The following is a 22,735-nucleotide window of genomic DNA, read 5'->3' as shown; positions in this document are numbered from 1 at the left end:
TCTGGTCGATGGTTCTCCACGCTGAGCATCCCGCGTACGGGGGCGCGGGGACAGGGCCGGGAGTACCCGGGACGGGGTAAGAGCGGGTGCCCTTTGCGGCTGCCCGCCCGGCGGGAACGCCCCGGCCCGGACGCCCGGCACCCGTCCGCCGGGCCACCGCCCCGTTCCGCGGGTGCCCGGCAGCCTCTTCCCACGGACCCCGGGACACCGCGGAGGCAACTCCGGTTGCCCCCGCGGGCCCGTCAGATGAGCCCGTGCCGCATGGCGTAGCCCACCGCGTGGGCCCGGTTGCGCAGGTCCAGCCGGGTGGCGACCTCGTGCAGCACGTTCTTGACGGTGCGTTCGGAGTACGAGGTCTTCTGCGCGATCTCCGCGGTGCCGTAGCCCTCCGACACCAGCCTGATCATCTCCGCCTCCCGCGTCGTGAGGGTGGACAACGAGAGGCCCCTGGGGTCCAGCACCGTGCGGTGCAGGCTGCTGACATGGTCGAGGAGCTTGCCGAGGAGATCGCCCGGCAGCACGCCCTCCCCCTTCGCGATGGCCGTGACGAGGTGGACGAGACGGTCCTGGTCGGCCTCCCCGCGCCGCAGCACGGCGGAGACCCCGTACTCGATGAGGGTCTGGAGGGCACCCGCCTCGAAGTAGCCGACGACCAGGCCGGTGCGGGTGGAGGTGTTGCGCTGGAGGCGGTGCAGGAGCTGGACGGCGGACTCGTTCACCATGTCCACCACTACTAAGGAGACCTGGGCGTTGTCCGCCTCCTCCTCCGGCATCAGCTCGATCTCCGGCCGGGGGCGCAGCTGTTGCACCACACCGGTCTGGAGGATCAGGTCCTCCGCGTACACCGCCACCGAGACCCGGCCCGGCGCCGGTGTGCTCCTCGTGCGCTGCTCGGGCGCGGAGGGCACACGGCCGGGGCCGCCCGCAGCCCCCGTCTTCGATATGTCTGTCGTGGTCGTGGTCATGCGCTCGTCCTTCTGGGCCGCTTTCGCCGATATCCGATACGTCGGGTGTGCCGTGCTCGCTCGCCCGGCGCCCCGCAGGGCGACCTGGCCCGGGGATGCGGTGCGGGCACCCGGCACGGGTGTGCCGCCGGGGCACCGCCCCTGCCCGGACGTTGCCCTCCCGCCCCTGCTGCGGGGACGGTGGTGCGGCCTAACGTCGCATCGTGACCACATCTGCCGAACTCGACATGCCCACGGTGACGGTGTCGCCCGGCACCGAAGCGACGACCACGCTGACCGTGCGCAACGACGGCGACATCGTGGAGGCGTACACCCTCGAAGTGGTCGGCGACAGTGCGCCCTGGACCACGGTGGAACCGGAGCGGGTCTCGCTCTACCCGGGTACGTCCCAGACCGTGACGGTGCGGTTCGCGCCGCCCAGGTCCCACGAGGTCAGGGCGGGCGAGGTGCCCGTGGGCATACGCGTACTGCCCGCCGAGCACCCGGAGTCGGTCGCCGTTCCCGAGATGACGGTGGTGGTCGCGCCCTTCCGTGAGCTGCGGGCGAGGCTGGAGCCGGGCCGGCGCAGGGGCTGGCTGGGCGCCCGCTTCCGCGCCTCGGTGCAGAACCGCGGGAACGCTCCCACCGAGGTCGTGTTCGGCGGCAGGCAGGCGGGCGAGGAACTGCGCCTCGCCTTCACCCCGGAACGCCGGACGCTCGAGCCCGGCGAGTCCGCCGAGGCGGGCCTGCGGGTCCGGGCCCGGAAGCTGATCTGGTTCGGCGCCCCGGCCACCTGGCCGTTCGAGGTCGCCGCCGCCGAGCCGGAGACCGAGGAGGCTGCCACCGAGGACGGGCGGCAGCAGGTCCCGCCGGAGCCGTTGCCGGGGGAGTTCGTCCAGCTCCCGGTGCTGCCGAAGTGGCTGCTGATCGTCCTCGCGGCCCTGATCGCGCTGCTCCTGGCGTGGTTCGCCCTGGTGCGGCCCGCCGTCCAGAGCGCCGCGAAGGAAGCGGGGACCAAGGCGGCCCAGGAGGAGAACCGGGCGCCCCAGGGCGGCACGGCTGCCGGCGGCGCCACGGACGACGGCAAGGGCCAGGGGGAGGCGAAGGGCCAGGGCACCACGTCCGGGGCGGACGGGAGCGGCGGTGCCGGTACGGGCGGTGGCTCCGGTTCGACCGGGGGCGGCGGCGGGGGCGACGGCGCCCAGAGCTCCGAGACCATCGACGTGCAGACACGGGCCGGGGAACAGGGGGTCGGGACCTACGTCGTCGAGGACGGAAAGACTTTCGGAGTCACGGACATCGTCGTGGCGAATTTCCAGGGCGACGAGGGGGTGCTGACGATCTCCTTCGGGAAGCGGAAGATCACCACCATTGCGCTGGAGACGTTCCGGAACCAGGACTATCACTGGGTCACCCCCATTCAGGTACTGGAGAAGGACGCGATCACTATTTCTGTGACGTGCTCCAAGCCTGGGACTCCGGCAACCGGAACGCAGGCCTCGAAGTGCCATCAGGTACTCAATGTCAGTGGCCGGTTGAGCGACGTCGCACGATAGGAACGATAGCCCCGGATTCATGCCCGTCTGTTCCATTGACGTGAACAGGCGGGATTCCGACCTGCGGTGGCGTGACCTGGGAGTTCACCCGGGTGTGGCGTTTCGCACACCCGGGCGCCCTGGACCCGTAAATCGGAGAGGTACCGGCCGACTGGTGAATACCCGGCCTCTCGCGCTGATTACCGGTCAATTCCGGTGGTAATGCACGGCGTGAACGGCGGACCCCCGCGCACATTGGTGTGGACCACGGCTTTCCAGTGCGCCGGAGCGGACACCGGAATCAGTTGGCTTCGTCACACCCGACTCCCGGCCTTCTGGCTGGAATCGATCGGACCGCCCGGCGGGATCCGGGCGGTCCGTCGGCCGCACGTCCGCCGGGGTGGCCCGGCCGGCGTCCTGCGGCCCGGAAAGTGCAGTGGCCCTGCCCCCCGGCCAGGACTTTGAGGCCTACTGCCCGCGCACGCCCCGGAGCAAGACTGAGCAACTGAGCAGGCGAACGACTGACCAGCCGAAGGAGCGAGCATGCCGTCGTACCTCACCCCAGGTGTATACGTGGAGGAGGTGCAGTCCGGAGCACGGCCCATCGAAGGAGTCGGCACCGCGGTCGCAGCCTTCGTCGGCTTCGCGGAGAAGGGCCCCTTCCACCGGCCGACGCTGGTGACCAGCTGGGACCAGTACGTTTCGGCGTTCGGCACCTTCACCCCGGACACCTATCTGACGCTCGCCGTCCACGGCTACTTCAGCAACGGCGGCGGCGCCGCGTACATCGTGCGCGTCGGCGGCCCCTCCGAGGACGCGCCCCGGGGCGCGGCGCCCGCGGCGGCCCCGTCCGTCGCCATCGGCGGCTTCCTGGTCTCCGCCCGGCCGGGCGCCGGTGACGGCCTCTCCATCGAGGTCACCGACGCCGAGGGCGAGAACCCCCCGGAGGACCGCTTCCGGCTGCTGGTGCGTCAGGGCGGCAAGGTGGCGGAGACGTTCGACACCTCCGTCCGCAAGAACGTCAAGGGCTACCTGGTCACCCAGGCCCGCCAGTCCAAGCTCATCGAGGTCACCGAGCAGCCCGGCACCGCCCAGACCCGCCCCGAGAAGCAGAGCCTCAGCCTCGCGCCCGCCGCCCCGGAGAACGCCGGCCAGGCCGGGACCGGGCCGGTCGAGTTCGTCGGCGACGCGTCGGCCCGTACGGGCATCGCGGCCCTGGAGGCGATCGACGAGATCACCATGGTCGCCGTCCCCGACCTGATGAGCGCCCACAAGCGCGGCGACATCGACGACGAGGGCGTCAGGGCCGTACAGCTGGCCGTGATCGCGCACTGCGAGCAGATGGGCGACCGGGTCGCCGTCCTGGACACCCCGCCCGGGATGAACGCCCAGCGCGTACGCACCTGGCGCAACGACGACGCCGGATACGACTCGCGTTACGCGACGGTCTACTACCCCTGGCTCAAGGTCCTCGACCCGGCGAGCGGGCAGCAGACGCTGATGCCGCCGAGCGGCCACGTCTCCGGTGTCTGGGCGCGCAGCGACGGCGAGCGCGGAGTGCACAAGGCCCCCGCCAACGAGGTCATCCGGGGCGCGCTCGACCTCGAACTGCGGCTGAGCCGGGGCGAGCAGGACCTGCTCAACCCGATCGGCGTCAACTGTGTACGCGCCTTCCCGGGCCGGGGCATCCGGATCTGGGGCGCGCGGACGCTCTCCTCCGACCCGGCCTGGCGCTACCTCAACGTGCGCCGCCTCTTCAACTACCTGGAGGAGTCCATCCTCCTGGGCACCCAGTGGGTGGTCTTCGAGCCGAACGACGACCGCCTCTGGTCGAGCATCCGGCGCAACGTCACCGCCTTCCTCACCGAGGAGTGGCGCCGGGGCGCGCTCTTCGGCCGCACGGCGGAGGAAGCCTTCTACGTCAAGTGCGACCGGGACAACAACCCGCAGGAGTCCATCGACCTCGGCCAGGTCGTCTGCGAGATCGGCGTCTCCCCGGTGAAGCCCGCGGAGTTCGTCGTCTTCCGCCTCTCGCAGTTCTCCGACAGCACCAGCCTCGTGGACGAGTGACCGTCCTCGTCCCGGAGTGACCCAGCAGGCAACGAACGGAACAGGTGACACACAGTCATGGCAGAGGGCGACGCTCTTTCCACCCACGTCTTCGGCGTGCAGCTCGGCGGCTATCTCGTGGAGTCGATCCAGGAGATCAGCGGTCTGACCGTCGAGGAAGAAGTAGTCGAGGTCAGGCAGGTGACCGCCGAGGGCAAGCAGATCATCCGCAAGCAGCCCGGCGCGCGCCAGGCCGGCGAGGTGACGATCACCCGCGGGCTCGACAAGAGCAGCGAGTTCACCAAGTGGATCAAGGAGACGCTGAACAACGGTGCCGTCGACACCGCGCGTCAGAACCTCACCATCGAGATCAAGGACTCGAAGGGTGACACCGTCCGCCGCATCCAGCTGATGCAGGGCTGGGCCAGCAAGTGGGAGGGCCCCTCCCTGAAGGCCGGCGAGTCCAGCGCGGCGACGGAGTCGGTCACCATCACCTTCGAGGAGATCGTGGTCGAATGAGGCGCAGGACCGTTTCCGGCGGCGGGCTCGAAGAGGTCCTCGACAACCTCGCCGCCGCCGCGCCCACGCAGCGGGAGGCCGCCCCGGCGCCGCCTCCCGCCCGCGAGCCGGACCGCTCCGACCTGCGTACGGAGTTCGACTTCGAGCTGCCGCGCGGTTACGTGGACGACGAGGGCCAGGTGCACCGGAGCGGGTCGATGCGGCTCGCCACGGCCCGCGACGAACTGCGCCCGCAGATCGACCTGCGGGTCAAGGAGAACCCGGCGTACCTGAGCGTCGTGCTGCTCAGCCAGGTGATCACCCGGCTGGGCACGGTGACCGATGTGCACGCCGGGGTGGTCGAGCGGATGTACGCCACCGACGTGGCGTTCCTCCAGGACTTCTACCGCCGCATCAACAGCGAGGGCCACACCCACGCCGCGGTGACGTGCCCGCTGTGCCACGGCTCCTTCGAGGTGGACCTCTCGGGTGAACGCCTGGGGGAATCGTGACGTACGCGCCTTCCCGGCTGCGGGAGGAGCTCGCGTACATCGCCTACCACTTCCACTGGCAGCGTGAGGAGATCCTCGACCTCACCCATGGTGAGCGGCAGGAGTGGGTGAGGGAGATAGCGCGGATCAACACCCGCGTCAACGAGAGCGGGTGAGGGCGTGGAGTTCAGGGACTTGTTCCGGCGGCGGGCCCGCGCGGCGGCGGCAGGTGACGGCGGCCCCGACGCGGGACCGGCACCGGCTCCGACCCCGGCACCGACTACGGAACCGGCACCGGCCGGGCCCGCAGCCCCGTCCGGCGCGGACTGGGACGGAGGCTGGCGGCGGGTCGCCCCGCCCGCGGTGACCGTCGCCCGGTCCTCGATCGGGGTGAGCGACGGCCTGCGCTTCAGGTCCCGGCTCGCCTCCTGGCAGAACGTCGCGTACGGCGGCGAGCTGGGCCATGCCGTGCTGCCCTCCGCGCCGGTCGGCCTCATCCACGGCGTGGCCCGGCCCGGCGCCGCCCGGCCCGCGTCCTCCTCCGGAGCGGCGCCCCTCGTCCTGCGGGCGGCCGGGACACCGGAGGAGCCGGTGGCGCCTTCCGCAGCTGGCACCCCGACCGCCGAGCGGCGGCCCGGCACCACGCGGCCCCGCACCGGCAGCGGCCCGGCGGCCCGGCAGCCCGGCGCCGACGGGGCGGGCGGATCGGGCGCCCGCGCGGATACGGACGCGGGGAGCGGGAGTACGCGTACGCCCGCCCTTCCGGGCCGGGGTCGTCCGGGACGGGTGGTCACAGCTGTGTCCGGCTCCGCGTCGCCCGCCGCCCCGGCGCCCCGCGCGCCCGGGGAAAGCGGCCCCGCCGTACCGGTGCAGACCCGGCCCGCCCCGGTCCGGGCCCGGCGCACCGCAGCTCCCCTGATCATCGCCCGGCGTCCGGCGACGCCCCTGCGGAACCTGGCCGCCTTCGTGCCGGCCGCGCCGCCGGTCACGCCCGGCCGGGGGCCCGCCGAGGGCCCGGCTGTCGACGGACCGGACGCGGCTTCCGTGCGCCCTGCTCTGGGCGAGCCTCTGCGTGAACCGGCGCCCGGCGTAAGCCCGTCGGTGCTGCCCGCTCCCGGGGGCGGGGGTTCCTCTGCGGGGCCCGATCTGCCCGTGGTTCAGCGGCAGGTGGATGTGTCCGGGTCTGCCGGGGCGGCGGGGGAGTCCGGTCGTGGGGCGGCGGAGAGCGGTCCGTCCGTGGTGCAGCGGCGGGCGGACGCGTCCGCGCCCGTGGTGCCCGGTCCCGGTTCCGGTCCTGGTTCCGGTCCCGGGTCCGGTTCCGGTCCTGGTTCCGGCACGCCCGCCGACCGGGCTGGGTCAACGGAGCGCCCGCCCGTGGTCGCGCCGGAGCGTTCCGCGAGGCCGTCCGCCGCGCCGGCCGTGCGCCCCGCGCTGGGCGAGCCCCTGGGCCAACTGCCCGCCGGCGTCAGCCCTGCGGGCCCGGCCGCCCTCGATGGCGGGGGTTCCTCTGCGGGGCCCGATCTGCCCGTGGTTCAGCGGCAGGCGGATGTGTCCGGGTCTGCCGGGGCGGCGGGGGAGTCCGGTCGTGGGGCGACGGAGAGCGGCCCGTCCGTGGTGCAGCGGCGGGCGGACGCGTCCGCGCCCAAGGCGCTTGGCCCTGGCCCCGGTTCCGGCCCTGGCCCTGGCCCTGGCCCTGGCGCTAGCCCCGGCCCCGGTCGCACGCCCGCCGACCGGGCTGGGTCAACGGAGCGCCCGCCCGTGGTCGCGCCGGAGCGTTCCGCGAGCCCGTCCGCCCCGTCCGCCCCGCCGCCCGTGCGCCCCGCGCTGGGCAAGCCGCTGCGTGAACTGCCCCCCGAGGCGGCCCCCTTCGTCACGCCCGCCGACCGGGACGGCGGTTCCGGTTCCTCGTCGGGGCCCGCCCTGCCCGTGGTCCAGCGGCAGACGCAGGACGCGGCCACGCCTTCCGCCCCTTCCCCGCAGCGGGCCGGCGGGCAGCCCGAGCGGGGCCCGGCGGAGCACCGGGCGACGGAACGTCAGCGGTCCGCCCCCGGCACCGCCCCGACGCCGGTCCAGCCCGCACCCGCGTCCCCGGTCGCCCCGTCCGCGCGCCCGGCGCACGCCCCCGCGCCCCGTACCCCCGGCGCCCAGGCGCGCATCCGGGGCGGGCTCGGCGCGCCCCTCTCCGCGCTCCCGCCCACCGCCGGCACCGCGAGCGACGCCCCGCTGCTGGGCGACCCGCGCCGCGTACGGCCGGGCCCCGCGGCCCCGCAGACGCCGCACCGGCCGGGCGCCGCGCCCGCCACCCCCGCCACGCCGGCGCCCGCAGCCATGCCCCTGCGCGCCCAGCCCGGCACCACGCCCGGCGCCCAGCCCGGCCAAACGCCCGCCGGACCCGCCGGGCCCTCCGCATCCCCGGCCCAGCCCGCAGCCGTCCAACGCGCCGCCGTGGACACGGGCGGCGCCTCCCCGCCCCCCGGCGCGGTGGCCCCCGTACGCGTCCGGCGGATCACCTCACGCGGACCGGGCGGACAGGCGCCGGGACCCGCCACGCCCGGTACGGGTTCCGGCCCCGATCCCCTGATCGTCCAGCGGTCGCGCGCCCTGCTCGCCGGGCGCACCCTGGCCGTGCGTACCGGCGCGGCCGAGGGCTTCTCGGCGCCGCCGTCCGCCGCCGCCACGCGCCCCGTCGTACCCGCGACCTGGCGACGGGACACCCCGCGCCCGGCGGACACCCCGCGCCCGGAATCGCACCAGGACACCCGCACCACCCCGGCCGCCCCACGCACGCGGGCGACCCCGCCCGCCCCGGTCGCCCGCCACACCACCGTGCAGCGGGCCACCCACCCCGACGTACCGGCCCACGCCGGCCCCACCACCCCCGGCGCCGCCCAACCACCGCTCGCCGTCCGCCAGTCCGCCCCGCCCGCACCGGCGCCCGTCCCCGTCGTGCGCCCGCACCCGCCCGGCTCCCCGCGCCCCGGGGGCGCCGCCGTGCCGGTGCAGCGCCTCGCGATGCCGGTCGTGCCCGAGGCGGGCGCCCCGGCGGCCGGGCCCGCGCCGGAGGACGACCCGTTCGGCGCGTCGCCGCCCCTCGCCGTACGCGCCTCGCGCCCCGCACCGGACCGGCAGCCCGAGAACCGGGCCGGACGCTCCCCGCAGCCCGACCCCCGAGCCCAGGCGGTCCAGCGGGCGGTGGCCGAAGCGGGGCTGGCCGGGGTGCCCGTCCGGGTGGTCCAGAAGAAACCCGCCCCGGGCGCGGCGTCCACCGGTCCCGCCGCCCCCGCCGCCCCCGCCGTGCCCACCGCGCCCCGCCCGGACGAGGCCGCCGGGGTGGACGTCGAAGACCTGGCCCGGCGCCTGATCGACCCGGTCAGCAGGCTGCTCCGGGCGGACCTGCGCCGCGGCAGGGAACGTTCCGGACGCCCCTACGACGGCCGCCGCTGAAGAGAGAAAGCAGCAGATGACGGACAACATCTTCGCGACGAGCGTGTTCTTCAAGCTCGCCATCGGCGGAAGCGACCTCGGGCAGTTCCACACGTGCTCGGGGCTCGGCGCCGAGGTGGAGCTTGAGCAGTACGCCGAGGGCGGCAACAACGGGTTCACCTGGCAGCTGCCGGGCCGGATCACCTGGACCAACATCACGCTGACCCGCCCCGTCACCACCGACACCCTGAAGATCGCGCGCTGGCTGAACGAGACGACCCAGCGGGTGGAACGCAAGGACGGCGAGATCGTCGCGCTCCGCCCCAACCTGACCCGGATCATCAGCTGGCAGATCCAGGGCATCGTGCCGGTGCGCTGGCAGGGGCCCTCCTTCGACCCGTCCAGCTCCGAGCCGGCGATCGAGACCCTGGAGATCGCGCACGAGGGCCTGGTGCCGTCCTGATGAACCACCCGCACCCCCGCCACGCCCACCGCCCCCACCGGGACGGACACGTGCAGGAAGGAGGAACCCCATGCCCGCCGCTTCCCGGACGAGCCGCGCACGCGCTCAGCTGACCCTCATGGAGCCGCCGCCGGACGTCGGCCTCAAACCGGGCGGCACGCTCGCCCAGCTCACGTTGCAGTTCAACCCGGCGTCGCTCTCCCTGTCCAAGTCCACCGAGTGGCGCCGCACCCCGTCCAGGACGGCCGAGGAGTCCGCCCTGCCGGAGTTCGTGGGCAGCGGGCCCAGGTCGCTGTCCCTGGACGTCTTCCTCGACGCCACCGCCACCCACGACAACTCCGTGGAGGCGGCTGTGGAGCAGCTGATGACGGCCTGCGTGCCCACCGCGAGCAGTCTCGGCCGCAAGAAGCCCTCGACGCCCTGGGTGCGCTTCGACTGGGGGACGTCGAAGACGACGTCGTTCGACGGCATCCTGTCGAGCCTCTCCGTGTCGTACACGCTGTTCGACGTGGACGGGAAGCCGCTGCGCGCCTCCTGCTCGCTGACCATCGAGGAGGCGAGCGTCGACCTGGCGGGCCAGAACCCGACGTCCGGGTCGAAGGAGGCACGCCGGATGCACGTCGTCGTCGCGGGGGACAGCCTGCCGCTGCTCGCCTGGCGCGAGTACGGCGATGCCACCGCCTGGCGCACGATCGCCGAGGCCAACGACATCGACGACCCCATGCAGCTGGCCCCGGGCACCGAACTCCTGGTGCCCGCGCTGGAGGACCGTGCCGCCGAAGACCGCTCCCCGGAGGCAGCCCGGTGACCGGACCCGCCCGTTCCTTCGCCGCCGACCCGATCGTGGAGGCCCCCGGCGAGCTGCCCCAGGCGTGGGCGGCCCAGCTGGTGCGCTGCGAGGTCGACGAGAACGTCGGCCTCCCGGACACCGCCGTGCTGACCTACCGCGACCCGTACCACACGCTGCTCACCGCCACCGGGATCACGATCGGCACCCCGCTGAAGATCTCCGTGGTCACCGTCCAGGAGCAGGCGCGCGAGCGGCTGTTCACCGGAGAGGTCACCGCCCTCGAACTCGACAGCGACACCACCGGCTCCTTCACCGTCGTCCGGGCCTTCTCCAAGGCGCACCGGCTGCGGCGCGGGCGCAAGGTGGTGGCCTTCCGCAACATGAAGGCCGCCGACATCGTCCGCAAGGTCGCCGCGGGTGCCGGGCTGGCCTGCGGGAAGGTCGAGGCGGCCCCCGTCATGTACAAGCAGCTCACCCAGCCGAACATCTCGGACTGGGACTTCCTCCAGTACCTCGCGGGGGAGTGCGGCGCGCACGTACGGGTGGACGAGAACGGCGTGTTGCAGTTCGTGAAGCCGAAGCCCGCCGCGTCGGCGCCCTCCCCGTCCACCTCCGCCACCAAGCACCCGATGGTGCTGGAGTACGGGCGCAACCTGCTGGCGCTCAGGGCCGTGCTGACCGGCGCCGAGGGGGCGGACAGTGTGGAGGTGCGCGGCTGGGACGTGGAGACCAAGACGAAGCTGGTGGCCCGCGAGCAGTCCGTGCGCAGCACGACGGTGGTCCCGGGCACGAGCCCGTCCGTCGCGGCCGGGGCGTTCGGGTCGAACGCCCGGATGACGGTCGCCGACACCCCGTACCGGACCCAGGCCGAGGCGGGCGCGGTCGCCGGCGCGGTCGCGGCGCGGGTCTCCGCCGGCTTCGGGGAGATCGAGGCGGTCGTCGAGGGCAACCCCAAGCTGCGGGCCGGTGAACCGGTCGCCCTCGGCAACGTCGGCCCCGCCTTCGCCGGCCGCTACACCGCCACGGCCGCCCACCACGTCCTCGACCCGCACGGCGGCTACCGCACGACGCTCCTGGTCAGCACCGCCCCCGACCGTTCCCTCTCCGGGCTCACAGCGGGCGGCACGGCCCCGCCGGGCCCCCGCATGCCGGGCCTCGCGATCGGCGTGGTCACCGACATCCGCGAGGGCCGGGGAGGCGGCGAACGCGGCTCGGTGAAGCTGAAGTTCCCCTGGCTGGACGACACCTACGTCACCGACTGGGTCCGTACGGTGCAGTGGGGCGGGCAGGGCGGCGGCGGGGTGTTCAGCCCCGAGGTCAACGACGAGGTGCTGGTCGGCTTCGAGCAGGGGCTGCTGGACAGCCCCTATGTGCTGGGCGGCCTCTACAACGGCGTCGACAAGCCGTCCCCGCACGACGTCCCGCTGGTCGACGCCACCAGCGGCAAGGTCAACCGCCGCTCCCTGGTGTCCCGTTCGGGCAACCGGATCGAGCTCCTCGACACCCCGCGCGGCCCGTCCGGCGTGCGGCTCGCCACCGGGGACGAGCAGTTGGAGGTCATGCTCGACGAGCGGCGGGGCGAGATCGCGCTGAAGGTGTACGCGCGCGGCACGTCCCGGGTGCTCAGCTCGCTGTCCCTCGACCGGTCCGGGATCACGCTCGACGCGGGTCTGGGCGACGTCCATGTGAAGGGGGCGTCGGTGACCGTCAACGGCAAGACCGGCGTCACCGTGGACGGCGGCCTGCTCGCCGTCCTGAAGGCGGCCCTCGTCCGGATCAACTGACCGCAGGCAGACGGACAGACAGATACAGACAGATACAGATAGACAGACACAGCAAGGAGACCAGCAGCCATGCCCCCCGCAGCCCGTACGGGCGACCCCACCGTCCACGGAGGCGTCATCGGCACCCCGCCACCGGGTGCGGTGGCCGTCGCCACCGTGCTGATCGGTGGCAGGCCGGCCGCCGTCACCGGAAGCCTCCACGTGTGCGTCATCCCCCCGCACGCCCTGCTCGGCCCGGGGAACGTCGTCATGCCGAACCCGGCGGCCCTGGTCGGCGGAGCGGTGATGATCGGCGGGCTGCCGGCCGCCCGCATGGGCGACACCACGAGCTGCGGCGCCAAGATCGTCGCCGGGGCGCCGAACGTCCTGATCGGAGGCCCGATGTGAGCGAGGGCGGATTCATCGGACGCGGCTGGGGCTTCCCGCTGCGGGTCGGCGCCACGGGCGGCATCGGCATGGTCGAGCGCGAGCAGGAGATCGAGGAGGCCATCGGTCTGGTGCTGGGCACCGCGCCCGGGGAGCGGCCGATGCGCCCCGAGTTCGGCTGCGGCATCCACGACTACGTCTTCGCGCCCGGCGACGGCGCGACGGCGGGGCGCATCGCCCACGAGGTGCGGGTGTCGCTGGAGCGGTGGGAACCGCGCATCGACGTACGGGACGTGGTCGTCGCCTTCGACACCGTCGAGGAGGGCACCCTCTACATCGACGTGCACTACACCGTGCGGTCCACCAACAACCTGCGCAACCTCGTCTTCCCCTTCTACACGATCCCGTCGTCCGGCGGCGTCGCGGAAACGGGAGCCCGCTGATGTCCCTGCCCCCGCCCAACCTGGACGACCGGCGCTTCCAGCAGCTCGTGGACGAGGCCAAGCGTTATGTCCAGCAGCGCTCGCCCGAGTGGACCGACCACAACGTGTCGGACCCCGGGGTCACACTGATCGAGACGTTCGCGTACATGGTCGACCAGCTGCTGTACCGGCTGAACCGGGTGCCCGACCGGAACTACTTCGCCTTCCTCGATCTGCTGGGCGTGCAGCTGTTCCCGCCGACGGCCGCCCGCGCCGACGTCGACTTCTGGCTGTCCGCGCCGCAGCCGGACACCGTGCGCCTCCCGGCCGGCACGGAGGTCGCCACCGCACGCGGCGAGACCGAGGAGGCGGTGGTCTTCTCGACCGAGGATGACCTGGCGATCGTGCCGAGTTCCCTGATCCGGCTGGTCACCGTCCCGGCCTCCGGCGAGCAGACCGACCGCACCGGGCCGCTCGGCGAGGGCAAGGACATCCCCTGCTTCCAGCCCCGGCCCGCGCCCGGTGACGCCCTGCTGTTCGGGCTGCCCACCGCCGTCCCCCGGTGCATCGTCGCCGTACGCCTGGACAGCCGGGTGGAGGGCGTCGGCGTCGACCCCCGGCAGCCGCCGCTGGTGTGGGAGGCGTGGGACGGCGCCCGCTGGGTGCCGTGCGCGACCGGCACCGACTCCACGGGCGGGCTCAACAAGCCCGGTGAGATAACGGTGTTCGTGCCCGCCGGGCACACCGCGTCCGTCACGGCAGGCACCCGCGCCGGATGGCTGCGCTGCCGCGTCACCGAGGCGGCGCCCGGTCAGCCCTTCTACGCGGAGTCCCCGACGATCCGCGAGGCCGAGGTCTTCACCGTCGGCGGCACCATGGGCGTCGAGCACGCGGAGACGGTGCTCGACGTCCCGCTCGGCACCTCCGAGGGCGTCGCGGGGCAGACGTTCTCCGTACCCCGCACGCCGATCCTGCTGGACGCGGAACCCCCCGCCGTCCAGGTGTCGTCGGACCGGGGCTGGCAGACCTGGACCCCGGTGGAGCACTTCGGCGCCTCCTCCCCGGGCGACCGGCACGTCCGGATCGACGCCGTCACCGGCCGGTTCGCCTTCCCGCCGGAGGTCCGCGAGGCGGACGGCACGATGCGCGCCTACGGGGCGGTGCCCCCGAAGGGCGCCCAGCTCCGGATCGCCCAGTACCGCACGGGCGGCGGGGCCGCGGGCAATGTGGCGCGCGGCGCCATCCGCGTCCTGCGCAGCTCCGTCCCGTACGTCGCGGGGGTCGACAACCGCGAGGCGGCGCGCGGCGGGGTCGACGGCGAGACCGTTGAGAACGCGAAGGCGCGCGCACCCCAGATCCTGCGCGTCCAGGAGCGCGCCGTCACGGCCGAGGACCACGAGGTCATCGCCCGGGAGGCCGCCCCCTCGCTGCGCCGGGTCCGCTGCCTGCCCGCCGTCGCGGGCGAGGGCGGCGCCGTACGGGTCCTGGTCGTGCCGGACGCGGTCCCGGACGAGGGCGGCCGGCTGCGGTTCGAGCAGCTGATCCCGCCGGACCCGGTGCTCGCCGCCGTGGCCGCCCGGCTCGACGAACGCCGGCTCGTCGGCACCCGCCTGATCGTGGAACCCCCCGCCTACCAGGGCGTCACCGTCGTCGCGAACCTGGTGGCGGACGAGGGCGAGGCGGACCGGGTCAGGGGCGCCGCGCTCGACGCCCTGTTCCGCCACATCGACCCGCTGCGGGGCGGTGCGGACGGCACCGGCTGGCCCTTCGGCAGGCCCGTGCAGTACGGCGAGGTGTTCGCGGTACTCCAGGGCGTGCCCGGGGTGCGTCTGGTGGAGGAGGTCCGGCTGTTCCCCGCCGACCCGCTCACCGGCCGGCGCGGCGGGGCTGCCGACCGCATCGACGTCGCGGCCGACGCCCTGGTCTTCTCCCACCAGCACCAGATCGCCGTCACGGTGTCCGGGCCCGGTGAGCGCCGATGACCAGGGCCGCCGTCCCCGGACTCCCCAGCCGCTACCCGATCGGCGCGCTGCTGCCCGCCCTGTACGCGGACGACGACCTCGCCCAGCGCTTCACGGCGGGCCTGGACACGGTCCTGGCCCCCATCCTGTCCACCCTGGACAACCTCCCGGCCTACTTCGATCCCGCGCTCGCCCCCGAGGACTTCCTGCCCTGGCTGTCGTCCTGGGTCGACGCGGGCATCGACCCGTCCTGGCCGGTGGCCCTGCGCCGCGCGGCAGTCGCCCGCGCCGTCGAACTCCACCGCTGGCGCGGCACCCGCCGGGGCCTCACGGAACACCTGCGGCTCTGCTTCGGCGTCGAGGCCGACATCCAGGACGGCGGCGGCGCGGTTTGGTCGTCGGAGGCGGGGGGAGAACTCCCTCCTGCCCCGACCGGGGAACTGCTGGTACGGGTCAGGCCCCCGGCCGGACGCACGGTGGACGCGGCCCGCGTCCTGACCGTCGTCCGTGCCTCGTGCCCGGCTCACCTCACCTGCCGGGTGGAGATCCTGCCGGGCGCCCCGGCCGACGAGACAGGAGCCTGACATGACGCGCCCGTGCCCGGCCTGCGGCGCCGCCAACGACGAGAACGAGGACTTCTGCGGGAGCTGCGGTACGTACTTGGGCTGGTCGACGAGGAGCGCCCGGCCGGAGCCACCGGCACCGGAACCGACGCCGGAACCGGAACCGGCGGCTACGGCTACGACCCCGACGGCCGTGACCCCGGCCCCGACCCCGGCGGCCCCGACCTCGCCCTCGGCACCGGCACCGCCACCGACCCCGACCCCTGCACCGACCCCGACCCCGGAACCGAGCACGGCCCCGGCACCCCCGGCACCGGAACCGGAAGCGACGCCCCCGTCCGCATCCACGCCCCCGCCCACACCCCCGGCGCCGAGCCGCGCCCCCGTACAACCGGCCGCTCCCGCTCCCGCTCCCGCTCCCGCGCCCGCGCCCGCCCCCGTACAACCGGTGCGGCCGGCACGGCCGGAGCCGAGTCCGCGACCGGAACCCGAGCCGGAGCCCGCCGACGAGCCCGTGGGGGCGGTGCGGCCCGGCGTGCCGATCGCCGCGCGGCCGACCGTCAGGCCGGTGGCGGTGGACGAGGAGCCGGACGGCGAGCCGTGCCCGTCGTGCGGGACGCCCAACCGGCCGGGCCGTACGTTCTGCCGCAACTGCGCCTCCCCGCTGAAGCCGCGGGCGCAGGCCGCGCCGCTGCCCTGGTGGCGGACGCGGTGGCCGTTCAACCGCCGGGTGCGGGCGGGCTCGGGCAGGCTGCTGCGGGCGAGCCTGATCGCCCTGGTGACAGCGGGTCTCCTGGTCGCGGGCTATCTGCTGATCCCGGCCGGGCGGTACGTGTTCGAGGACGTACGCGACAAGCGCGGCGGCACGGCACAGATCAGCCCCGAACACGTCTCCGCGAGCGCCGCCGCCCCCGGGCACCCGGCGATGGAGGCCATAGACACGGTGACGAACACCTACTGGGGCGCGGAGAAGGTCGGCGACTCGCTGACCGCCGAGTTCGACGAGCCGTTCCGGCTGGTCGGTGTCACGGTCTACACCGGGGTGTCGAAGAAGCCCGAGGTCTTCAAGACGGGCGGGAGGCCGGTCAAGGCCGACCTGATCATCAAGTCGAAGGACGGCACGGTCCACGAGGAGGCCATGCCTCTCGGGGACCGGCCCGGAAAGCAGACGCTGCGGACCGGCATCAGCGACGTCGTCTCGATCGAGTTCGTCGTGCGGGAGGCGGCGGGGCAGGAGGGCGGAGGCCCGATCGCCCTGGGGGAGATCGAGTACTTCAAGCGCACGTGAGGGTGGCGCCGTCCTCCCGCGCCGCCGGCCTCAGTGGGCCTCCTCGGTGGCGCGGGAGTCGGTGAGGGTCAGCGCGCCGCCGGCCGCGACCAGGCCGACGACGACCGCCAGCACGGCGTAGGTGATCCGCTCGCCGTGGAAGAAGGACGCCACCAGGGCGCTGCTCCAGGCGCCCGCGGGCAGCTGCGTGGTGACCATCGCGGCGATCAGGGTGCCGACCACGGCGGTGCCGATGCTGGTTCCGACCTCCTGGGCGGTGTCGTTGAGCGCCGTACCGATGGACGTGCGGTTCTCCGGCATCGCGTCGACGAGCGCGATGGCGCAGATCGTCATGATGGTGCGCAGCCCGATGGTCATCAGGACCATGCACGCCGCGATGACGCCGTACCCGTGGTCGACGCCCCAGGACAGGGCGCCCAGCGAGCCGGCCAGGCAGGCGGCGCCGACCAGGCAGGCGACGCGGTGGCCGAACCTTCCCGCGAGCCACTCGGACAGGGGAGTCGCCGCGATCATGGTCACGATGAGCGGCAGGTTCGCCAGGCCGGCCCGCACGGGGCTCCACCCGTAGGCGTACTGGAAGTGCAGGATCAGGCCGAACATCACCGCTGCCATCGCGATGGCCGTGCCGATCTGCGCGATGGCGGCGCCCCGGACGGTGCCGTTGGCGAAGAGGCGGAGGTCCAGCATGGGTGCCGCGCTGCGGCGCTCGTGCCACACGAACGCGATCCCCGCCGCGAGGGCGCCGAGAACCGAGGCGAGGGTGCTCACGGAGAGCCAGCCGTGCTCGACACCGCTGGTCAGCGCGTAGCAGGCGAGGCCGATGGCGGTGACGCTCAGGGCGGCGCCCGGCAGGTCGAGCTTGTCCTGCGTCAGGTCCTGCGGCCGGTCGGCCGGGACGCCGAGGCGGATGCCGAACGCGGCGATCAGCGCGATCGGGGCGTTGACGAGCAGGAGCCACTGCCACCGGACGTGCGCGAGGGCGGTGCCGCCCAGCAGCGGGCCGAGGACGAAGCCGGACATGCCGACGACGATCATCAGCGTCATCGCGCGCATCCGCAGCGCCTTGTCGTCGAACAGCCGGAAGACCAGTGAGTTGGTGATGGGGGCCATCGCGGCCGCAGCGATGCCGAGACCGGCCCGCAACGTGATGAGTTCCCCGGTGGTGGTGACGGCGACGACGGCCAGGCTCAGCAGACCGAACACCGCCAGGCCGACCAGCAGCACGCGCCGGCGCCCGAGCCGGTCTGCCAGCGACCCTGCCGTCAGCAGGAGCCCGCCGAACGTCAGCGAGTACGCGCCGGTGACCCACTGGAGCGCGGTCGTGCCGCTGCCGAGGTCCCGGCCGATCGTGGGCAGCGCGATCGAGAGAAGTGTGTTGTCGACCATCTCGACGAAGAAGGCCAGGCAGAGCGCGGCCAGAGGTATCCAGGCGGCGCGCAGCGAGGAATACGTACGCGATGGAGTGGGTGCGGGAGGGGTGGTGGTCGTGGCGATGGCGGGCCTCCTCAGGGAACGTCGCCGACTATCGAACGACGTTCTACGATAGAACGCCGTTCGATGATGAGGCAAGCGTGATTGGATGTGACCCATGACCGGCCCCAGTCCCCGCCCCGCCGACCGCCCGACCCGGGGGCGCCGGCGCGCCTCGCACTCCATCGACGCCGTCCTCACCGCAGCGGTGGCCCTGCTCGATGAGGCGGGGGAGCCGGCGCTGACCCTGCGCGCCCTCGCGACCCGGCTCGGCACCGGCGTCGGCAGCATCTACTGGTACGTCTCGGGCAAGGACGACCTGCTCGAACGCGCCATGGACCACGTGCTCGGCGGGGTCCTGGCGGCCGTCGAGAAACAGGACCGCAGCGGGGACCCGATCGATGTCCTGCGCGTGATGGCCGTCACCCTGTTCGACGCGATCGTGGACCGGCCGTGGCTGGGCGGGCGCTTCATGCAGGACATCGGCGCCCAGGGCAACGCGCTGCGGCTCTACGAGAAGCTGGGGCAGCAGACGCTCCGCCTCGACCTCACCCCGCGACAGCGGTTCCACGCCGTCACGGCGATCGTGGCCGTCGTGGTCGGCAGCGCGGCCGATCTGGGCCAGGAACCGCCCCAGGAGGTGCTGGACGGTTCCGTGGGCCGCGAGGAGTTCCTGGGCCGCTACGCCTCGATATGGCGTGAGCTGGACGCCGAGGAGTACCCGTTCCTGCACGAGATCGTCGACGAGTTCGACGGCCACGACGACAAGGAGCAGTTCCTCGCCGCCCTGGAACTGACCCTGGCCGGCCTCCGCCGCCAGTCCGGCACCTGAGCCGTCTACTCCCCGGCCACGAGCTGCGCGGTCACCACGCCGTGCAGCAACTCCGCGTCCACGAAGTCCCCGTCCTCCGGCGCCCCGCAACGCCAGCTCAGCGGATACGTGTTGCCGTGCGCCGCCGGAATCCCCACGTACTGGTCCCGCGCGGCCGGCCCGAAGCACTTCGCGCCGGGCGGCCAGTCGAAGTCCTGGCTCGCCCCGGGCTCCAGCAGGAAGTACGTCCACCGCGCCCCCGCGATCTCCCGCACCACCGGCCCGGGATCGCCGTCCGTGAGCGTCACCAGATGGTGCACCACCGCCTCGCCCCGGACACCGCGCAGCCGGATGGCGTCGAAGTGGATGCCGGTGAGGTGGAGTTGGAGCCCCGAGGAGGGAACCCATTCGGGGAGATTCTTCTGCGTCATGGCATTAAGCATTCCCGTGCGTGCGTAGCGTGACCAGGAGGACACGATCCACATCAGGGCGATGTGAGGAAGGGGCGGTGGTCTGTGGGGACGAGCGAAGAGGTGAGTCACGGGCGCAGGCTCGTAGGGGAGTTGATGCGCATTCACCGGGTGCAGGCGAGGTTCACGCAGAAGACGGCGTCGGAGCGCCTGCTCGTCTCGGAATCGCTGCTGGGCGCGGTGGAACGCGCGGAGCGCATCCCGTCGCTGGACCTGCTCACGGACGCCGAGGTCCTGTACCGGGCGAACGGGGCGCTGAAGGCGTGCTGCGATCTGGTGGACGAGGAGAAGTACCCGGCCAAAATCTTGGACTGGGTGAGGCTGGAGCGGACCGCGCGCGTCATCAGTGCGTACGAGGCATTGCTGATTCCTGGGCTCCTTCAGACCGAGGCGTACGCACGAGCGCTGTACGAGGCGCGAGTACCGGCGTACACGGAGCAGGAGATCGTGCAGCACGTCGCGGCCCGGATGGAGCGGCGCGCGGTGTTGGACCGGGAGATGCCCCCGCGCGTGGGGTACGTGATCGAGGAATCGGTCCTGGAGCGTCCGCTAGGCGGCGAGGCGGTGCTCAAGGAGCAGCTTCTGCACCTTCTGGAGTGCATGCGAACGATGAACCACCTGACGCTTCAGGTGATGCCCACTCGGCGCCACACCCACGCGGGCCTGAACGGACCGATGAAGCTGATGGCCACGAAGGAAGGCCGACACCTCGTGTATCAGGAGGGGCAAGGGGGCGCTACGTTGATCTCCAAGCCCGAACGGGTCAGTGACCTCTTCGACCTCTTCGGCACCCTGCGTGCCCAGGCGTTGACGCCCTGGGAGTCTGCGGAGCTCATCCAGAAGAAGGCGGCACAACTGTGAAGACCGGACCCGGACTGACCTGGTTCAAGTCCAGTTACAGCAACAACGAGGGCGGCGAGTGCATCGAAGTGGCCTACGCCTGGCACAAGTCCAGCTACAGCAATAACGAAGGCGGCGCCTGCGTAGAGGTGGCCACCTGCCCCCACACCGTCCACGTCCGCGATTCCAAGGTCACCGACGGCCCGACCTTCGCCGTCGCCCCGACCGCCTGGACCGCGTTCCTGGACCACGCGACCGCGAACTGACCACCGAGTCCGGGGGCGGCCGTTCAGCCGGCCGCCTTCGTGTGGGGTGTGGAGGCGAACAGGTCCATGCCGAGCGCTCCGGACAGGAAGTGGGCGACGCGCTGGCCGCGGACGCTGTTGCCGGCCTCGTCCAGGCGGGGTGAGAACACGCCGAGCCCGCCCTTGCCGGGGGCGACGGTGATGATGCCTCCGGAGACGCCGCTCTTGCCGGGCATGCCGACCTCGTACAGCCAGTCGCCACTGCGCTCGTACAGACCTGCCGTGGCCAGCGCGGAGAGGGTGTCGCGGCAGACTCCGGCGTCCACGACCTGCTCGCCCGTGAGGGGGCAGACGCCGCCGTTGGCCAGGGTCGCGCCCATGACCGCGAGGTCGCGGGCGGAGACGGTCACGGAGCACTGCCGGGTGTAGAGGTCGGTGGTCGCGACGGGGTCCCGGGCGAGGGCGCCGTAGCTGTCGAGCAGGCGGGCGATCGACTCGTTGCGCTGGTTGGTGCCGGACTCGGAGGCGTACACCTGCTCGTCCAGGCACAGCTCCCGGCCCGCGAAGCGGGAGAGGCCGTGGCGGATGAACTCCCAGCGCTCCATGGGCGACGCGCCCGGCACCAGGGCCGTGGTGGCCAGGGCCCCCGCGTTGACCATGGGGTTCATCGGGCTGCCGTGATTCAGCTCGACGGCCAGGACCGAGTTGAACGGCAGGCCCGTGCTGTTGACCCCGATCCGCCGGCGGACGGTGTCGCGCCCGAGTTCGTGGTTGACGAGGGCGAAGACGAACGGCTTGGAGACCGACTGGATCGAGAACGGGTGGTCCGCGTCGCCGGCCGTGAACACATTGCCGCTGACGTGGGCGACGGCGATGCCGAACAGCTCGGGATCGACCTCGGCGAGTTCCGGGATGTAGTCGGGGACCTCCCCTTCGCGGTCCTCCTGGAACCGCCGGCGCACGCCGTCCAGGGCCGCCCGGACGGCGTCGGCCGTGGGGAGCCGCCCGGTGGAGACGGCCGCCTGCGCGGTGCGGGAGTCCGCGACGTCCCCGGTGTTGTGGATCACGCCGGCCATCCAGTGCCTCCTGATGCTCGTCCCGGTCGCCGGAACCGCTCCCGACCACCCACCTGTACCGTTCCTATTCAGTGAGCAGGAGTGAGTCTTGGACCCATACCCGGGCACTGCGGACATCCCGAACGGTTTTGGGTGTCCTGGTTGCCCGCGTTCTCGCCGTGTCCGGTGGCACGGATCGTGTCCGTGGTCCGGGGATGCGGGGGCGGGGTCCCTCACGCCCTGGGGCACCTGGTGCGGCCTGGGCGGTCCGATGCCCGTGCGTATCGCTCTGGTGCGCACGGGGCGGTGTCGTCCGACGCCGGATCGGGTGTCCGAGGGCGCGTCTCCCGATCGCGATACCGGCGGCATCGTGACGGGACATCTTCCGGCGGGGTGTGGTCAGTGGCTTCTGCCAGTGCTGGCCACCCCACCGTGAGGTGTAGGCGGGGTCGACCGCGATGATCGCGAGACCGTGCTCGGCGGCCATGGAGACAAGGCGGGCCTTGAGCCTGCCGGTGGGCAGGCCGGAGATCAGCTGCCGGAAACGCTTCCTGCGCCCGTGCTTCTCCCGCGTCTTCTCCGCGCTGAAGTCCAGGTCTTCGATCGCGATCGCGGTGACGCCGGTCTGCTTCGCCCAGTGCAGGAGGCGGGTGAGGGCGTGGCGGACCTGCGCGTCACGGTGTGCGGCCGTTTTGGACAGGTCGTAGGGAAAGCGGTGGGGGTTGCCGACCGGGTTGCCGTGGGGGTCGAGGTGGTAGGCGGCAAAGTGATCGGCGTTGGTGTCCACCCCGATCACACCCCCCGCCCGCGCCGCTGCCAGAGGCATCGTCTGCACGGCAGGACGTTGCCAGGACGCGGTCAGGTACCAGCGGTCCCGGCCGGTGTCGTAGTGGATGCGATAGGCCACAGCACGGTTGCCTTCGACGCGGTCGGCCCACTCACCACCCCGGTGCGCGAACACCACCGGCGAGGTGAGGGTGTAGCGGCCGTGCGCGTTGTTGGCCAAGTGGGCCAAGGGGGCGGGGAGCTTGACGCTGACCCGGCCCTGCGGGGTGACGCGGATGGTCTCGTTCCCGTACCGCTTGCCCGACTCACCGTCCGCCGCCAGAAACCACCGCTCCGTCTCCCACCGCTGACGCCACTCCTCCTCGCTCAGCCCGGCCTCGGCCAGGTGATGGCGGGTGTTCAACAGGCGCTTCCCGCCCCGCACCACCCGCACCCGCCCCGCCCGCCAGTCCGCGACAGCAGCCGCAAGCCGGTCCTCCAG

At 73.1% G+C, this 22,735-nt stretch carries 22 protein-coding genes; 17 read left to right on the top strand and 5 right to left on the bottom strand.

Going from position 1 to position 22,735, the window contains the following annotated elements; translation table 11 throughout:
- Nucleotides 1-242: 242 nt before the first annotated feature.
- Nucleotides 243-965: a helix-turn-helix transcriptional regulator gene (locus B082_RS0117350; RefSeq protein ID WP_026249894.1), complete on the bottom strand. Its 723-nt coding sequence runs from the start codon at nucleotides 963-965 to the stop codon at nucleotides 243-245.
- A gap of 227 nt (nucleotides 966-1,192) precedes the next feature.
- Here B082_RS0117350 and B082_RS0117345 point away from each other — a divergent pair, with 227 nt between their 5' ends.
- The 14 genes from B082_RS0117345 to B082_RS39895 all read left to right on the top strand — a co-directional run bounded on the left by B082_RS0117345 (nucleotide 1,193) and on the right by B082_RS39895 (nucleotide 16,577).
- Entirely contained in the window at nucleotides 1,193-2,500 is a 1,308-nt protein-coding gene (locus tag B082_RS0117345) for a hypothetical protein (RefSeq protein ID WP_018553080.1), read from the top strand.
- Nucleotides 2,501-3,022: 522 nt separating this feature from the next.
- Nucleotides 3,023-4,549 (top strand): phage tail sheath family protein, encoded by a 1,527-nt coding sequence (locus tag B082_RS0117340; protein ID WP_018553079.1) that lies wholly within the window; start codon nucleotides 3,023-3,025, stop codon nucleotides 4,547-4,549.
- A gap of 57 nt (nucleotides 4,550-4,606) precedes the next feature.
- Nucleotides 4,607-5,047 (top strand): phage tail protein, encoded by a 441-nt coding sequence (locus B082_RS0117335; protein ID WP_018553078.1) that lies wholly within the window; start codon nucleotides 4,607-4,609, stop codon nucleotides 5,045-5,047.
- Nucleotides 5,044-5,538: a hypothetical protein gene (locus B082_RS0117330; RefSeq protein ID WP_018553077.1), complete on the top strand. Its 495-nt coding sequence runs from the start codon at nucleotides 5,044-5,046 to the stop codon at nucleotides 5,536-5,538. Before B082_RS0117335 ends, B082_RS0117330 begins: the two co-directional genes overlap by 4 nt.
- Nucleotides 5,535-5,693, top strand: a complete 159-nt coding sequence (locus tag B082_RS39500; RefSeq protein ID WP_018553076.1) for a DUF6760 family protein — start codon at nucleotides 5,535-5,537, stop codon at nucleotides 5,691-5,693. The genes B082_RS0117330 and B082_RS39500 overlap by 4 nt, the downstream gene beginning before the upstream one ends.
- 1,582 nt (nucleotides 5,694-7,275) lie before the next feature.
- Entirely contained in the window at nucleotides 7,276-8,961 is a 1,686-nt protein-coding gene (locus B082_RS39900; RefSeq protein ID WP_078622589.1) for a hypothetical protein, read from the top strand.
- Nucleotides 8,962-8,977: 16 nt separating this feature from the next.
- Complete coding sequence (locus B082_RS0117315; protein WP_018553075.1) at nucleotides 8,978-9,403, top strand: phage tail protein; 426 nt, start codon at nucleotides 8,978-8,980, stop codon at nucleotides 9,401-9,403.
- Between the two features lie 70 nt (nucleotides 9,404-9,473).
- Nucleotides 9,474-10,211, top strand: coding sequence for a LysM peptidoglycan-binding domain-containing protein (locus B082_RS0117310; protein WP_018553074.1), 738 nt, complete (start codon nucleotides 9,474-9,476; stop codon nucleotides 10,209-10,211).
- Entirely contained in the window at nucleotides 10,208-11,977 is a 1,770-nt protein-coding gene (locus tag B082_RS0117305) for a VgrG-related protein (RefSeq protein ID WP_018553073.1), read from the top strand. The genes B082_RS0117310 and B082_RS0117305 overlap by 4 nt, the downstream gene beginning before the upstream one ends.
- A gap of 69 nt (nucleotides 11,978-12,046) precedes the next feature.
- Entirely contained in the window at nucleotides 12,047-12,364 is a 318-nt protein-coding gene (locus tag B082_RS0117300; RefSeq protein WP_018553072.1) for a PAAR domain-containing protein, read from the top strand.
- The gene (locus B082_RS0117295) at nucleotides 12,361-12,786 is read left to right on the top strand and encodes a GPW/gp25 family protein (protein ID WP_018553071.1); all 426 of its coding nucleotides are present in this window, start codon (nucleotides 12,361-12,363) and stop codon (nucleotides 12,784-12,786) included. Before B082_RS0117300 ends, B082_RS0117295 begins: the two co-directional genes overlap by 4 nt.
- Nucleotides 12,786-14,747, top strand: coding sequence for a putative baseplate assembly protein (locus B082_RS0117290; RefSeq protein WP_018553070.1), 1,962 nt, complete (start codon nucleotides 12,786-12,788; stop codon nucleotides 14,745-14,747). Before B082_RS0117295 ends, B082_RS0117290 begins: the two co-directional genes overlap by 1 nt.
- Nucleotides 14,744-15,310 (top strand): phage tail protein, encoded by a 567-nt coding sequence (locus B082_RS0117285; RefSeq protein ID WP_018553069.1) that lies wholly within the window; start codon nucleotides 14,744-14,746, stop codon nucleotides 15,308-15,310. The genes B082_RS0117290 and B082_RS0117285 overlap by 4 nt, the downstream gene beginning before the upstream one ends.
- A gap of 514 nt (nucleotides 15,311-15,824) precedes the next feature.
- Nucleotides 15,825-16,577: a zinc ribbon domain-containing protein gene (locus B082_RS39895; protein WP_234018174.1), complete on the top strand. Its 753-nt coding sequence runs from the start codon at nucleotides 15,825-15,827 to the stop codon at nucleotides 16,575-16,577.
- A gap of 30 nt (nucleotides 16,578-16,607) precedes the next feature.
- Here B082_RS39895 and B082_RS0117275 read toward each other — a convergent pair whose 3' ends face one another.
- Nucleotides 16,608-18,071: an MFS transporter gene (locus tag B082_RS0117275; RefSeq protein ID WP_026249891.1), complete on the bottom strand. Its 1,464-nt coding sequence runs from the start codon at nucleotides 18,069-18,071 to the stop codon at nucleotides 16,608-16,610.
- Between the two features lie 160 nt (nucleotides 18,072-18,231).
- On the opposite strand from B082_RS0117275, the gene B082_RS0117270 reads away from it, so the two are divergent.
- Complete coding sequence (locus B082_RS0117270; protein WP_026249890.1) at nucleotides 18,232-18,879, top strand: TetR/AcrR family transcriptional regulator; 648 nt, start codon at nucleotides 18,232-18,234, stop codon at nucleotides 18,877-18,879.
- Between the two features lie 5 nt (nucleotides 18,880-18,884).
- On the opposite strand, the gene B082_RS0117265 is transcribed toward B082_RS0117270, so the two are convergent.
- Nucleotides 18,885-19,289, bottom strand: a complete 405-nt coding sequence (locus tag B082_RS0117265) for a hypothetical protein (RefSeq protein WP_018553065.1) — start codon at nucleotides 19,287-19,289, stop codon at nucleotides 18,885-18,887.
- A 135-nt stretch (nucleotides 19,290-19,424) separates the two neighbouring features.
- Between B082_RS0117265 and B082_RS0117260 the strand changes: the two genes are divergently transcribed.
- Both B082_RS0117260 and B082_RS0117255 read left to right on the top strand, forming a co-directional pair.
- A complete protein-coding gene (locus B082_RS0117260; RefSeq protein ID WP_037710382.1) occupies nucleotides 19,425-20,189 on the top strand; it encodes a DUF5753 domain-containing protein in 765 nt (254 codons plus the stop codon).
- Nucleotides 20,186-20,434: a DUF397 domain-containing protein gene (locus B082_RS0117255; RefSeq protein WP_018553063.1), complete on the top strand. Its 249-nt coding sequence runs from the start codon at nucleotides 20,186-20,188 to the stop codon at nucleotides 20,432-20,434. The genes B082_RS0117260 and B082_RS0117255 overlap by 4 nt, the downstream gene beginning before the upstream one ends.
- Before the next feature lie 23 nt (nucleotides 20,435-20,457).
- Here the strand turns inward: B082_RS0117255 and glsA are convergent, their stop codons facing one another.
- Both glsA and B082_RS36240 read right to left on the bottom strand, forming a co-directional pair.
- Nucleotides 20,458-21,489 (bottom strand): glutaminase A, encoded by a 1,032-nt coding sequence (gene glsA / locus B082_RS0117250; protein WP_018553062.1) that lies wholly within the window; start codon nucleotides 21,487-21,489, stop codon nucleotides 20,458-20,460.
- 64 nt (nucleotides 21,490-21,553) lie between these two features.
- A partial coding sequence (locus tag B082_RS36240) for an IS200/IS605 family element transposase accessory protein TnpB (RefSeq protein ID WP_018553061.1) occupies nucleotides 21,554-22,735 on the bottom strand: 1,182 nt, incomplete at its 5' end.

It is taken from the genome of Streptomyces sp. ATexAB-D23 (assembly GCF_000373645.1).
Classification (GTDB): domain Bacteria; phylum Actinomycetota; class Actinomycetes; order Streptomycetales; family Streptomycetaceae; genus Streptomyces; species Streptomyces castrisilvae.
The sequence above is the reverse complement of the archived record's forward strand: the minus strand, read 5'-3'. Positions and strand labels throughout refer to the sequence as shown.